This window comes from Listeria rocourtiae FSL F6-920 (assembly GCF_000525975.1).
GTDB lineage: Bacteria > Bacillota > Bacilli > Lactobacillales > Listeriaceae > Listeria_A > Listeria_A rocourtiae.
The window spans coordinates 99976-113874 of sequence record NZ_AODK01000024.1 but is presented as its reverse complement, the minus strand read 5'-3'; the positions used below and the strand labels follow the sequence as shown (position 1 = coordinate 113874).

General features: G+C 42.3%; 10 protein-coding genes and 3 pseudogenes. 11 read left to right on the top strand and 2 right to left on the bottom strand.

Translation table 11 applies throughout. The annotated features are described in order from the left end of the window. From PROCOU_RS17750 to arcC, 10 genes and pseudogenes are all read left to right on the top strand, one after another. Nucleotides 1-221, top strand: a pseudogene (locus tag PROCOU_RS17750) (hypothetical protein); the annotation flags it as partial. Nucleotides 222-572: 351 nt separating this feature from the next. Continuing rightward, a complete protein-coding gene (gene allC, locus PROCOU_RS09240) occupies nt 573-1802 on the top strand; it encodes an allantoate deiminase (RefSeq protein WP_036071699.1) in 1230 nt (409 codons plus the stop codon). Nucleotides 1803-1821: 19 nt separating this feature from the next. Beyond that, nucleotides 1822-3060: an MFS transporter gene (locus tag PROCOU_RS09235; protein ID WP_133619882.1), complete on the top strand. Its 1239-nt coding sequence runs from the start codon at nt 1822-1824 to the stop codon at nt 3058-3060. A gap of 155 nt (nt 3061-3215) precedes the next feature. After that, on the top strand, nt 3216-4004 hold the full coding sequence (gene allE / locus PROCOU_RS09230; RefSeq protein ID WP_036071696.1) for a (S)-ureidoglycine aminohydrolase: 789 nt from the start codon (nt 3216-3218) through the stop codon (nt 4002-4004). A 35-nt stretch (nt 4005-4039) separates the two neighbouring features. Then, a complete protein-coding gene (gene allD / locus PROCOU_RS09225; protein ID WP_036071742.1) occupies nt 4040-5095 on the top strand; it encodes an ureidoglycolate dehydrogenase in 1056 nt (351 codons plus the stop codon). A gap of 16 nt (nt 5096-5111) precedes the next feature. Beyond that, nucleotides 5112-6161, top strand: a complete 1050-nt coding sequence (gene allD, locus PROCOU_RS09220; RefSeq protein WP_036071693.1) for an ureidoglycolate dehydrogenase — start codon at nt 5112-5114, stop codon at nt 6159-6161. 15 nt (nt 6162-6176) lie between these two features. After that, a complete protein-coding gene (gene fdrA / locus PROCOU_RS09215; RefSeq protein ID WP_036071691.1) occupies nt 6177-7949 on the top strand; it encodes an acyl-CoA synthetase FdrA in 1773 nt (590 codons plus the stop codon). Nucleotides 7950-7971: 22 nt separating this feature from the next. Continuing rightward, the gene (locus tag PROCOU_RS09210; protein ID WP_036071689.1) at nt 7972-9240 is read left to right on the top strand and encodes a YlbE family protein; all 1269 of its coding nucleotides are present in this window, start codon (nt 7972-7974) and stop codon (nt 9238-9240) included. Between the two features lie 17 nt (nt 9241-9257). Beyond that, nucleotides 9258-10016: pseudogene (locus PROCOU_RS19065) on the top strand (oxamate carbamoyltransferase subunit AllH family protein); the annotation flags it as partial. A 30-nt stretch (nt 10017-10046) separates the two neighbouring features. Next, a pseudogene (arcC, locus tag PROCOU_RS09205) lies at nt 10047-11007 on the top strand (carbamate kinase). A gap of 54 nt (nt 11008-11061) precedes the next feature. Here the strand turns inward: arcC and PROCOU_RS18880 are convergent. Next, entirely contained in the window at nt 11062-11547 is a 486-nt protein-coding gene (locus tag PROCOU_RS18880) for an MFS transporter (RefSeq protein WP_208855809.1), read from the bottom strand. Beyond that, the gene (locus tag PROCOU_RS09200; protein WP_208855808.1) at nt 11534-12442 is read right to left on the bottom strand and encodes an MFS transporter; all 909 of its coding nucleotides are present in this window, start codon (nt 12440-12442) and stop codon (nt 11534-11536) included. The genes PROCOU_RS18880 and PROCOU_RS09200 overlap by 14 nt, the downstream gene beginning before the upstream one ends. A gap of 128 nt (nt 12443-12570) precedes the next feature. Between PROCOU_RS09200 and PROCOU_RS09195 the strand changes: the two genes are divergently transcribed. Continuing rightward, a complete protein-coding gene (locus tag PROCOU_RS09195) occupies nt 12571-13509 on the top strand; it encodes an AraC family transcriptional regulator (RefSeq protein WP_036071687.1) in 939 nt (312 codons plus the stop codon). Nucleotides 13510-13899: the final 390 nt, after the last annotated feature.

Sequence of the window (13899 nt, the reverse complement as noted above, 5' to 3'; positions counted from 1 at the left end):
CTAATTATTTGGAGCAGACGAAACGCGTTTGTTTTGTAGAGGTACTAGGTGGGGAAAGTGTTGTGATGGGTGTGTTTCAAGAGGAATTGGAAGAGGGGATATGCCTTCGCAACGTGACAGAAGAAGGACGTTATGATGGCTATACATGGTTGAAAAAAAGAAGACATTACAGCGCTACGCTGGGATGGGACGAGGGAAAACGAGATAGAGAAAAAAATTGAAATAAGTGGTCAGAAAGTAATCAGATTTAAGTAGCAGTCAACCAGTCATCTAAATAACAAAGAAAGGGCGCACTGAAAAAAAGTGATGCTCTTTCTTCGTGTATAGAAGCAAATTTTTATAGAAAGCAAGCAAATAAAATTCTATTTATGTCGTGTCCAAAATATTAAAAGCACATCCGTTCTTGTTTATATAATCACTATTAACAATTTTGCTCCTTTAATTAGCCATAATGAACAAAAACAATACGAGGTTTTTATCCCTTTTAAACGATGCAATCAAAACTTGAAACGCTTACACTTTAAAGAGTAGAGAACAATAAGGCAAATCAGAAGAAGGGTGGATTTTGAACGATGGACAGGATTTTTCAAGATGTGGCGGATAATGTAGCGTGGCTTTCGGGTATTGGCGCAGATCCGACTGGTGGTACGACGCGTTTGCTTTACTCAAATTATTGGGTGGAGGCACAACAAGGCGTGAAGAAGAAAATGGATGATGCTGGTTTTACAACGTATTTTGATGAAATTGGTAATCTTTTCGGTCGTGTGGAAGGCTCTACATATAAAGATGAGACAATTATGTCAGGTTCTCATATTGATACGGTGGTCAACGGCGGAAAACTGGACGGTCAGTTTGGGGTATTGGCTGCGTACCTTGCGATTAAATATTTGAAAGAAAAGCACGGTCAGCCGCTTCGAAACCTAGAAGTTATTTCGATGGCAGAAGAAGAGGGTAGCCGTTTTCCGTATGTTTTCTGGGGAAGCAAGAACTTCTTTGGACTTGCCAATAAAGAGGAGGTGGCGGACGTTGCAGATTTTGAAGGTGTAAAATTTGTAGATGCAATGCGTGGTGCTGGATTTGATTTCCGTGATGAAACGAAACCGTTACGCGATGATATACGCGCGTTCGTTGAGATTCATATTGAGCAAGGAAAAGTGCTGGAAAATGAAGGTAAGGCGGTTGGCGTGGTGAACAGTATTGCTGGGCAACGTCGCTATACAATTGTGCTAAGCGGCGAGTCAAACCATGCAGGAACAACGCCGATGGGCTACCGCAAAGATACGGTGTATGCGTTTAGTAAAATCGTGTCGCAATCGATTGATAAAGCGAAAAAGCTAGGCGATCCACTTGTGCTAACTTTCGGAAAAGTAGAACCGAAGCCAAACACGGTGAATGTCGTTCCAGGTGAGACACTGTTTACGATGGATTGTCGTCATACGGATGAAGCTGAATTGCATCGTTTCACGCAAGAAATTGAGCAAGATATGAAATCAATTTGCGCAGAAATGGACATCGATATTTCGATTGATTTGTGGATGGACGAAGCGCCGGTACCAATGGATCCGCACATTGTGTCTGTTTTAGAGGGTGTTTGTAAAAAAGAAGGGTTGAACTATCGTGTGATGCACAGTGGTGCAGGCCATGACTCTCAAATTTTCGCACCGCGTGTACCGACAGCGATGTTCTTTGTACCGAGCATTGGTGGAATTAGTCACAATCCGGCAGAGGATACGAAAACAGAGGACTTGGTTGAAGGCGTTAAGGCACTTACAGAAGCATTATACGAATTAGCATATAAATAAACAGGGAGTGGATCAAAAGATGGAAAACGAAACAGCAACAATGAAAAAGGGGCTCCAGTATTGGCAGCAAATTATTATTATTTTATGTTTAGGTTGGGTAGTTATTTGGATTTACCGCAGTGTTTTGACACCGATTTTTCCAGAAATTCAACAAACAATAGGGCAACATTCTGATGCACAAATGGGCTTGATTGCCAGTTTTTATTTCTTCGCATATACAGGGATGCAGATTCCAGCGGGGATTTTAGTTGATAAATTCGGGAAGAAAGTCGTTTTAATTCCTGGTTTCTCACTTTTTGCCATCGCAGCACTTATTATTGGTACAGCACAGAACTTAGAGATGATCTATCTCGGTAGTTTACTTGCAGGTCTTGGTTGTGGATCTTACTACGGTGCGGCATACTCGCTGTCCTCTGAAAATATCCCTGCTGAAAAACGCGGACTTTCAACGGCGATTATCAATAGTGGTTCCGCGCTAGGTATGGGTATCGGCTTGATCGCTTCTAGCTTGCTCGTAAAATCGGTCGGAATGAACTGGCAAGTGATGCTTTTCATTATTGCTGGTTTAATCGTTGTGATGGTTTTTGTCTTTGCAGGTGTCATTAAAAACTCGCCAAAAGTGGATCGCTCCACGGTAGCAAAAGAGAAAGCAGCACCAAAAGAAAAAGCGCCGATTAAAAACTTGTTCACCGGTCGCATGATTGCATCATACATTCTTTATTTTGCAACGTGTTACGGATACTACATGGTCGTGACTTGGTTGCCATCTTTCCTACAACAAGAACGTGGATTCGAAGGCGTAGCAATCGGATTTTCAGCAGCACTTGTAGCCTTTTCGGCGATTCCAGGAGCATTATTTTTCAGTAGAATGTCAGATATATTCAGAACGAAAAAAGTGCGCTTTATCGTTAGTTTGACAATTGCAGCGGCATGTATGTTAATGCTGACAGTACTTGCGCCATCATCAGGAATCTTACTTGTCGGCCTTGTGTTATACGGATTGCTCGGAAAACTTGCGGTAGAACCAATTTTAATTTCATACGTGGCAGATAGCGCACCGAAAAAAGGATACGGAACATCATTTGGTGTATTTAACTTCTTTGGAATGAGCTCATCGGTTATCGCACCGTTTTTGACAGGGGTTATCTCTGATTCGACAGGCTCGAAAGTAATGGGCTTCTATATTTCAGCGATTATCCTAGTTATTGGAGCTATCGTGTTCTTACTAGCAAATATTAAAAGTAGAAAAGTAGCTTAACCAGTAGTGGAGCGATAAATGTCCATCTCCGTCGTTAAAGTCTGTGCCCCGATGCTCGGCTTTGCCTAGGATATAAACATTTATCGCCCCACCTAGTTTGTATAGTGGAGTCAGATTTGCAAAATTATAATTGGGAAAAGAGAGGTTTTTTTAAGATGGGTTACAGAAATAAGAATACGGGTTATGTGAGCGATATCCTCGCTTCTAGGTCAGTGATAAAGCGAGCGAATTACGCAATTATTCCGCCGGATGGTTTAGTGAATAATTCGATTCCTGGTTTTGAAAACTGTGAATTGTCGATTTTAGCAACGCCTAAATTGGGTGCTTCTTTTGTGGACTATATTATTACGTTATTGGATGGCGGACAAAATAAGGCAGGATTCGGCGCACCAGGCGTGGAAACTTTTTTCTATTGTTTAGAGGGAAGAATCACGGTTTGGGCGGATGACGCGAAGCATACATTGGAGGCTGGTGGTTATATTTATTGCCCGGCCGGTGTTATTTTGAAATTTGAGAACGATAATGGTGGAGCAAATAGCGAGGCGTTTCTTTACAAAAAGAAATATGAGGCGGTTGCAGGTTACGAGACGCATATCATTGTGAATAATGTGGCTAATTTGGAGAAAATCGCATATGAAGGTATGGAAGATGTCATATTGCAAAACTTGTTACCAGCAGATCTTGGCTTTGATATGAATTTCCATATTTTGAGCTTCGAGCCGGGGGCGTGCCACGGATATATCGAAACGCATTACCAAGAACATGGCGCGTATATGTTGTCTGGCGAAGGCGTATACAATTTGGATAATGAATGGGTTCCGGTGAAAAAAGGCGATTATTTATTTATGGGAGCCTACGTGCCACAAGCGACATATGCAGTAGGACGCGGTGAAGCATTCAGTTATTTGTATTCCAAAGACTGTAATCGCGACCCACAATTATAAGAAAGTAGGGAATTGGTGTGAAAGAACCACAAATGATTCGAGTAAGAAAACATGATTTACATGATTTAATTCAAAAGAAATTAGAAGCCGCCGGTCTTTCGGAGGAGCATGCAGACGGTGTCGCGGATTCATTGGCATTTGCTGATGCGCGTGGAATTCACTCACACGGTGCGGTTCGAGTAGATTATTATGCGGAACGAATTGCGAAAGGTGGCACAACGCTTGCACCGAACTTCCGATTTAATAAGACGGGGCCAAGTTCGGGTATTTTTGAAGCGGATAACGGTGTTGGCCATGTGGCGGCGCGTCTTGCGATGGATGAAGCGATTGGTTTGGCGCAAGAGACAGGAATTGGGATTGTTGGTGTGCATCAAATGGGGCATAGCGGTGCGCTTGCTTACTTTGTGAAACAGGCCGCGGAAAAAGATATGGTTGCGATTTCAGTTTGTCAGTCGGATCCGATGGTAGTGCCGTTTGGAGGCGCTGAGCCTTACTTTGGAACGAACCCGATTGCGTTTGCAGCGCCAAGGATGGATGCAGAGCCGGTCATTTTTGATATGGCGACGACGGTTCAGGCTTGGGGTAAAATTTTAGACGCTCGCTCTAAAGGTGTGGATATTCCGCCAACTTGGGCTGTGGATGCGAATGGGGAGCCAACGACAGACCCAGACAAGGTTAATGCTTTGCTTCCAGTAGCTGGGCCAAAAGGGTATGGCTTAATGATGATGGTTGATATTTTATCAGGCATTTTGCTTGGATTGCCATTTGGGAAACGAGTGTCTTCCATGTATACCGATTTGACGAAGGGGCGCAATTTAGGGCAATTACACATCGTTATTAACCCAGCTTTTTTCACATCTTTGAAGGAGTTTAAGCAAAATATTGCACAGATGGTAGATGAATTACATGATACAAAAGCGGCACCCGGGTTTGACCAAGTATTGTATCCAGGTGAGTTAGCGGAAATCGTGGAAACGGACTATGCGGAGGTTGGCATTCCAATTGTAAAAGATGTGTATGACTATTTAATTAGTGATACAGTTCATTTTGATCAGTATGATAGCGCGGGGTTATTCGCGAAGCAAGACTAGGAAGGTGGCGGGCAGAATGCGAGTTTCAAAGGAAGATTTGCACCAGCTGATTCAGACAAAAATAGAGCGAGCTGGTTTGACGGAAGAACATGCGGATATTGTTGCTGACGTGTTGGCGTTTGCGGATGCGCGTGGAATTCATTCGCATGGCGCGGTTCGTGTTGAGTATTATTCGGAGCGTATTGCCAAAGGTGGTATTACGAATCGTCCGGATTTCCGTTTTGAACAGACAGGACCAACGAGTGGGATTTTCCATGGCGATAATGGCTCAGGGCATGTGGCAGCAAAACGGGCGATGGAAGAAGCAATTCGGATTGCTGGCAAAAATGGTGTCGCGGTTGTAGGCGTAAAAAATATGTCGCACAGCGGAGCGTTGGCTTATTTTGTAGAACAAGCGGCGAGCTGTGATTTTGTAGCGCTTTCTGTCTGTCAGTCGGACCCAATGGTAGTACCTTTTGGTGGAGCGGAGGATTATTTTGGAACGAATCCGATTGCGTTTGCGGCCCCAACAGATGACGGACGAATGCTGACTTTTGATATGGCGACGACGGTTCAGGCCTGGGGGAAGGTGCTTCATGCGAGATCACGCGGGGAATCAATTCCACCAACTTGGGCGGTAGATGCTGATGGGGCAGCAACGACGGATCCTACGAAGGTGAACGCGTTATTGCCAATCGCTGGACCAAAAGGATACGGCTTAATGATGATGGTGGACGTTTTGTCAGGAATTTTGCTCGGATTGCCATTTGGAAAACATGTGAGTTCGATGTATGCCGATCTTTCGAAGGGGCGCGATTTGGGGCAATTGCACATCGTGATTAATCCGGCATTCTTTACGGATATCGAGGCGTTTAAGGCGAACATGTCAGAGGTGCTTGATGAAGTGACGGCGGTTAAACCAGCGCCAGGCGTGGATCGGGTGTATTATCCTGGTGAGCGTGGGCGGTTACGTGAGAAAACTTACGAGGAAGAGGGTATCGAGATTGTGGATGATATTTATGAATACTTGATCTCAGATGCCATTCATTTTGATAATTATGATGGAAAAAATAAATTTGCGGAATAAGGAGAGATGAGCACGATGTTACACACGATTATAAAGGAAAATGCGTATCAGGATTCGGTTGTTTTGATGCTGCTTACGAATAAAGTGTCAACGATTGAAGGAGTCAATCGCGTTTCGATTATGATGGGAACGCCTGCGAATAAAGATATCTTTGGAACATCGGGTTTGCGTACGGAGGAATTGGAAGCGGCATCGGCGAATGATATGGCGATAGTTGTGGACACGGAAGATGCTTCAAAAATTGATGAAATTTTAGCGGAAGTGGATGCATTTCTAGCGAGTCAGGCAACGAAGGAAAGTAGCACTACGACGGAAACGGCGCGGACTTGGGATAAGGCAATGAAGCTTGATCCAGATGCAAATATGGCACTTATCTCCATTCCGGGTACATATGCTGCTGCGGAAGCGGATCGGGCGCTTGATGAAGGCTTGCACGCGTTTATTTTTAGCGATAATATGCCGATTGAAGAAGAATTGCGTTTGAAGCAAAAAGCGCACGATAAAGGGCTTCTAGTGATGGGACCGGATTGTGGAACTGGTATCGTAAACGGGATTCCAATGGCGTTTACGAATGTTGTAAAACCAGGGAATATTGGCATTGTTGGTGCATCAGGTACGGGAATTCAAGAAGTTTCTACAATTATTGATCGTCTTGGTGGTGGCGTGACGAATGCGATTGGAACTGGCGGTCGTGATTTATCAGAAACAGTTGGTGGGATTACGATGTTGGACGCAATATTAGCGCTTGAAAAACAAGCTGATACAGATGTGATTGTCGTCATTTCTAAGCCACCTGCAAAAGCGATTCGCGATAAAGTTTTGGCATTATTACGTACAATTACGAAGCCAGCTGTGACAATCTTTTTAGGTGAAAAACCGACGTATCATGAGGCGAATTTATATCATGCCTATACGCTTGAAGAAACAGCTCGTATTGCTGTTGCCTTAGCAAAAGGTGAGACGGTAACTGCTGTGAAAACAGAAATTGTAACGCCTGACATTCATTTAACTCCAGAACAAAAACATATCAAAGGTTACTATTCTGGCGGAACGTTAGCGTCGGAAGCGGCGATGCTTGTTGCAGATGCGTTACAGTTAAAAGAAGGCTTAATCAAGCAAGATGGCTACATTTTGAAAACAGAAGGGCATGAAGTTATCGATCTCGGGGACGATATTTATACGCAAGGTAAACCGCATCCAATGATTGATCCTGAAAAACGGATTGCATTCATTGAGGACGCGGCCAATGATCCGGAAACAGCAGTTATTTTGCTCGATGTAGTGCTTGGCTATGGCTCACACGAAGACATGGCGGGACAATTGGCGCCAGCGATTAAAGATGTTATTGCAAAAGCGAAAGCAGCTGGGCGTGAATTAGCTGTCATTGGAACGGTCTGTGGTACGCTTCAAGACCCGCAAGATTACAATGAGCAGCGTCAAACGTTAATTAATGCAGGTGTTATCGTGAAAGATAGTAACAATGAAGCGGTTAGAACGGGACTTGCAATTGTTGGTCATACTGTGGCAGAAGCCGATAAAGCGATGAAAGATGTGGAAGAGGGAGCGGAAGTACCAGTTTTAGAAGCATCAGAGGCGATGTTAAACTTGCTTGCGAAACAGCCACGTGTCATCAATATCGGACTGAAAAGTTTTGCCGAAGCGATTACCGAAACAGGTGGACGTGCAGTGCAATTTGACTGGCGCCCAGTAGCTGGTGGCAACCTTGAACTACAAAAAGTATTGCAATTTTTGAATAGTTATCGTGCTGAAACAGCGGATATGAAATAAATTTTTGAAGGAGGAAAAAACAATGACAAATTACCAGACTATCGATGAAGCAAACCGCGCAGTGGCGGATAAAATCGTTGCTTCAGCACCATTTTTACTCGACGTTGTCCCTGCTAAATCTGTAATTGCTGAGTTAAATGAAGGAAAGGTATTACTTCACGCGGGCCCTCCGATTAAATGGGAAAATATGACGAGCCCCATGCAAGGTTCTTGTGTCGGTGCTGCTTTATTTGAAGAATGGGCAGATAATGAAAATGATGCGCGTGCGATGCTTGATCGCGGGGATGTAACGTTTATGCCGTGCCATCACGTGGATGCAGTTGGACCAATGGGAGGCATTACATCAGCAAATATGCCTGTTGTTGTCGTGGAAAACCGCACAGACGGCAACCGCGCTTATTGTACGATGAACGAAGGTATTGGTGCGGTGCTACGTTTTGGTGCTTATTCAGAAGAAGTTGTGAATCGCTTGCGCTGGATGCGTGATGTGCTTGGCCCAGTGCTTAGCAAGGCGCTCCAAACACTGGAAGAAGGAATGAATCTAAACGTTATCGTGGCAAAAGCAATCGCAATGGGAGACGAATTCCATCAGCGCAATATCGCGGCCTCTCTAGTATTTTTGAAAGAAGTAAGCCCAATCATTGTGGGCCTAGATATCGATGAAAAAGAACGCCAAGAGGTTATCAAATTCCTTGCAGATACTGATCAATTTTTCTTAAATATTATGATGGCATCTGCAAAAGCAGTGATGGACGGCGCGCGGATGATTCAAGAGGGCACGATTGTAACAGCGATGTGTCGTAACGGCGAGAATTTTGGAATTCGCATCAGTGGCATGGGAGACGAGTGGTTCACAGCACCCGTCAACACGCCACAAGGTCTTTATTTCACCGGCTATTCTGGTGAAGACGCGAATCCTGATATTGGAGACAGTGCCATCACAGAAACATTTGGAGTTGGCGGCATGGCAATGATTGCAGCACCTGCTGTGACTCGCTTTGTCGGTACTGGCGGATTTGGCGATGCCTTAAAAACGAGTAACGAAATGCTGGAAATCGTCATCGATCAAAATCCGAATTTTACCGTCCCAACATGGGATTTTCAAGGAATTTGTCTCGGAATCGATGCTCGTAAAGTAGTTGAAACTGGTATTACACCAGTCATCAATACTGGTATCGCTCATAAAAAAGCTGGAATCGGTCAAATCGGTGCCGGAACTGTAAACCCACCAGTTGCCTGTTTTGAAAAAGCAATTACAGCTTATGCCAAAAAATTAGGCTTAACTGTATAACAAGGAGGTGAAGAAGGATGCCGATAATCAAAGCGCTGAGTATGGCACAAAATGTTGCTAATTTACTAGCTAATCGCAAGGTATGGCGCGTTCATAGCATTTTCACAAATGGCTTTAACTTGGAATGCGAAGAAGAACGTATCTTTATAGGAACGGCAAAAAATGGCCGATTACCATTCGCGATTCAGCTCACACATAACGACGTTTCTGCACTCATCGCACAAATCCAAATCAATGAGGTTTTTCAATTTGATGCGGGCATACTTTTTCATCCAAATTTTCAAATAAAACTCGTGGGCATAGAACAATATATCTGTAAACGCGAGAAAGCGGACATTCATCCGAGCCCTTTATCTTTAACGACCGAGAAAAAAACTGGGCTCGATATTTCAATTAGCGAATGGCTAATGCAACCGAAAACGCACGACCTAGCTAAAGCAATAAAAAGTACAGACGCGGTATTTATCGAGCAAACGCTGCGTTACTTTATAGGTCGTGGCAACGGTTTGACACCATCAGGAGATGATATGCTAGTCGGTATTTTGCTCATTGGAAAAGTGAGCGTGCCTTTTAAAGCGGTACTTACAAAACTAATCGAGACAGAAATATTGACTACTGACATTAGCTTGACCTATCTAAAATATGCACTACAAGACGAATTTAGTGAGCTATTAATAGCCCTTTACAAAGCGTTCCAAACTGGCGCTGAGACGAAGAAAATCATCGAACAAATTTACCAAAGTGGTCATACGTCGGGGATAGACACGATAGCTGGTGTCGCACTCGCAATAGAGGAGGAAATTTCAATGGGAAAACGCGTAGTTATCGCACTTGGGGGCAATGCAATCTTGCAACCGAATCAAGAGGCAACATTTGAAAATCAATTAAAAAAATGTGGAAGATAGCTGTGCCAAAATTGCAGAAATCACCGAAGCCGGGCATAAAGTCATTGTCACACATGGAAACGGACCACAAGTTGGCAATATTTTGCGTCAAAACGAAGAAGCCAAGGAATATGTTCCAGCACTTCCAATCGATGCGTGTAGTGCAGAATCACAAGGTTTCATTGGATATATGATGGAACAATCACTAAAAAACGAGCTAGCACGCAAAAAAATACCGACAAACGTTATCACGCTTTTAACACAAACCGAAGTTAGCGCTAGTGATCCAGCTTTCCAAAGCCCATCAAAACCAATCGGTGTTTTCTATACACGCGAAGAAGCGGTAGAACTTTCGGCTGAAAAAGGCTGGGAAATGGCTGAAGATGCTGGTCGAGGATATCGCCGTGTTGTCCCATCCCCACAGCCACAAAAAATTCATGGTGTTGAGGCTATTAAACAACTCGTAGCCACGGATACTGTCGTCATTTCAACAGGCGGGGGCGGCATCCCTGTTGTTCAAAACGAAGAAGGAGACCTAAAAGGCGTCGAAGCAGTTATCGACAAAGATCGTTCCGCGCTACGACTCTCCGAACAAGTCGAAGCAGATGTTTTCATGATACTAACTGATGTGTCCAATGTTTACTTACATTTTGGTGAACCGAATCAACAAAAACTAGAAGGTGTGCCAGTTAAAGAAGCAAAAGAATACATGACAGAAGGCCATTTCGCAGACGGTAGCATGGGGCCAAAAATGGAAGCGGCAATCGCATTTGCTGAATCTGGAAAAGAAGCCATCATTTGCTCGTTAGACGCAGCAGTGGAAGCATTAGCAGGCCGTGCAGGAACTAGGATTATGCCTGAAAAAAGTACAGTAAACGCTTAAATATAATTAAAAAGATCAACTAGCTCCTAGGCTCTAGTTGATCTTTTTAACGCTCTAAATGGCTTTAGCTACGCTAGTCTTGCTTCTATCATTCAACGCTTTCGTCTCATTTTTCACTAAGGCTTCCTCGATTTCTTCAAGTGTATAACCTCTCGTCTCAAACACAAAGCCTTTAACAAAGAATACCGCTGCTAAGCAAACCAATCCGAATATAATAAATAAGGTCACATTTCCTATTTGTGCCTCTAGGACCGGAAAACTAACGGAAACAGTCCAGTTGGCTACCCAGTTTACTAAAGAAGCGATACCGACTGCTAGACCGCGAATTTGTAGCGGGAAGATTTCGCCAATCATAACCCACATTACCGGTCCCCAAGTTGCACAAAAACTTGAAATATAAGTAGCAAGGAAAATAAAGGTGAATAGATGGAATCCTGGTTTATCTGCCTCTAAATGAAACGCTGCAGACAAGGCAAAGAAGGAGAGCCCCATCGCCAAAGCACCGAACATCAAAACTTTTCTCCGGTCAAATCGATCCATTAAGGACACTGCTACAACGGTTACAATGACATAAAAAAATACCTAGAAAAATTTGCGTCCGAATCGCCGAAGTGGCATCTGTACCGCCACTCATTAAAATGCGCGGAGCATAATAAAAGACCGTATTACAACCCATCCATTGTTGCAAGATAGCTAAGCCAAAAGCTGCAATGACCGATGGACGTACCCATTTTGAAAAGACATCCTTTAAACGACCCTTCTCGATATGGCTTTGTTCTTCAATCTCACGGATTTCTGCCTCTGCCTCTGACTTACTTCGAATGTTTAGTAAGATTTCTTCTGCTTCTTTCTGTTTGCCTACTTTTACTAAGTAACGCGGCGATTCGGGTAATAAAATCCCACCGATAAAAAGAATGAGCGCTGGCACTGCTGCAAAACCTAACATCAATTCCCATCCAATCGGTGAATCACGCCAAACGTAATTCGCGATATAAGCGAGCAACATCCCAATCATAATCATCAATTGATTCAAAGATGATAAGCTTCCTCGCTGATTAGCAGGTGCCAATTCAGCCAAATACATTGGAACAAGCGCACTAGCACCACCAACAGCTACCCCTAAGAACATCCGAGAAATAATCAGAGTCAAAACATCTGGTGACAAGGCACTACCTAGTGCCCCCACAAAAAAGATAAAAGCTGTCAAAATAACCATTTTCTTACGTCCATACCTATCAGATAATGGTGAAATTAATACCGCACCTACAACCGCACCAATCAAAATACAACTAACAACAAATCCTATTTCGCCATTGCTTAATTGGAGCTCGTCTTGAATAAAAATTTGTGCCCCTGCAATAACGCCTGTATCATAACCAAATAGTAACCCTCCTAAAGCACCGAAGAAATAAATCAAGTTTTTTGATAGTCTCATAAAATATCCCCCATTTTAAGTAGTATAAATAATGATTGCGCTATTCCTTTCCTCCTTTGATGATAAAATTATATATTGCTTCCGCTTTCAATTTCGCTTATAGTAAGAATATTGAGGAGGGAAGGAACATGCCAAATGAATTCGAACTGATTGAACATAGTAAAGTGCAAAACATTCATGTTTTTTTAATCGAGATGCATTATCGCAGCACTCATTTACATATGGATATCGAAATAGTGTACTTGTTGAGCGGTTCTTTAAACATTGTGACAAATAACAAGAAAATTTTATTGAAAAAAGGTGACTTTATTGTTCTAAACTCTTGTCAATTACACGAACTGCATTCAAAAAACTCCGCATTGCTGTTAATTTTTCAATTTTCTCCTAAGATTTTCGAAGCTTTTTTTCCTCAAATCAATGAAGTGTATTTCGATACAACGCCTATTGCTTTAGAAACCTCTGAAACTGGGAGACATTTGTTAGAAAATATAATAGCAGCCAGTCAAGCCTATTTTAAAGAGGAAGAAAATTTTTCATTGCTGTGTCATGGTTTTTCCTCCATTATTATGTTTGATTTGATGAACCTTGTTCCATATAAACAAATGAAGGAAGAAAAAAAAGATCAACTACTATTAAAGCTTGAAAGAATCAAAAGAATAAGTGACTATATCTCTAAACATTATCAAGAAAAGCTATTACTTTCTGATATTGCAAAAATAGAAGCGCTCTCATTTACGTATTTATCTCACTTTTTTCATGAAAATTTTGGTGTGACGTTCCAAGAGTATCTCAATCTTCTCCGATGTGAGAAAGCGAAATATTTATTAATTCATACAGAAAGCACACTTTTAACCATTTGCGGCCTGTGTGGGTTCTCTGATCTGCGCTATCTAAATAGCTCCTTTCAACGCTTTTACGGGATAAGTCCCAAAATGTTTCGAAAGCAGAATCAAGATTGTCCGAACCAAGTGAACACACTAAAACAAGATGTGACGAACAACCAATATATTTTCTCGAAAACGCAAAGTCTAGAGAAAATCAATCAATTATTTAAGCCTCAAATTTAGTGGTAGCTAAAACTACAATGTTGCGTTTGTTTTAATGGTTTTTTACAGTCTATTTAAAGTTAGCGCTTACTTAACTGTATTTTATCATTTTTATTTTCTGTTTTCATACATGATTTTATTCTCATTAATAGACTATCTTGCTATTTTAGAGAAATATCGATAAGATAAAAAGCAAGGTAGTTAGAATCATAGTACGCAAAACATGTCTATTATGTATAGATTGGGCTTCTATTATTGATATATCATATCAGTAAGTTAAAAATTAATCTCATCAATTTCTAACTTAACTCACAGCCCATTTTTTTCTTCCAAGTTTAATATATAGTTGTAAGCAAATAAATTTTCATACTTTCCCCTGAAGAATGAAAATCCCAAACTCCCTTTTTTGGC

What these genes read in the sequence shown, in the direction of transcription:
- fdrA (WP_036071691.1), top strand. Translation starts at nt 6,177, where the DNA reads ATGTTACACACGATTATAAAGGAAAATGCGTATCAGGATTCGGTTGTT.
- allD (WP_036071693.1), top strand. Translation starts at nt 5,112, where the DNA reads ATGCGAGTTTCAAAGGAAGATTTGCACCAGCTGATTCAGACAAAAATA.
- PROCOU_RS09210 (WP_036071689.1), top strand. Translation starts at nt 7,972, where the DNA reads ATGACAAATTACCAGACTATCGATGAAGCAAACCGCGCAGTGGCGGAT.
- allE (WP_036071696.1), top strand. Translation starts at nt 3,216, where the DNA reads ATGGGTTACAGAAATAAGAATACGGGTTATGTGAGCGATATCCTCGCT.
- PROCOU_RS18880 (WP_208855809.1), bottom strand. Translation starts at nt 11,547, where the DNA reads ATGGATCGATTTGACCGGAGAAAAGTTTTGATGTTCGGTGCTTTGGCG.
- PROCOU_RS09235 (WP_133619882.1), top strand. Translation starts at nt 1,822, where the DNA reads ATGGAAAACGAAACAGCAACAATGAAAAAGGGGCTCCAGTATTGGCAG.
- PROCOU_RS09195 (WP_036071687.1), top strand. Translation starts at nt 12,571, where the DNA reads ATGCCAAATGAATTCGAACTGATTGAACATAGTAAAGTGCAAAACATT.
- allC (WP_036071699.1), top strand. Translation starts at nt 573, where the DNA reads ATGGACAGGATTTTTCAAGATGTGGCGGATAATGTAGCGTGGCTTTCG.
- PROCOU_RS09200 (WP_208855808.1), bottom strand. Translation starts at nt 12,442, where the DNA reads ATGAGACTATCAAAAAACTTGATTTATTTCTTCGGTGCTTTAGGAGGG.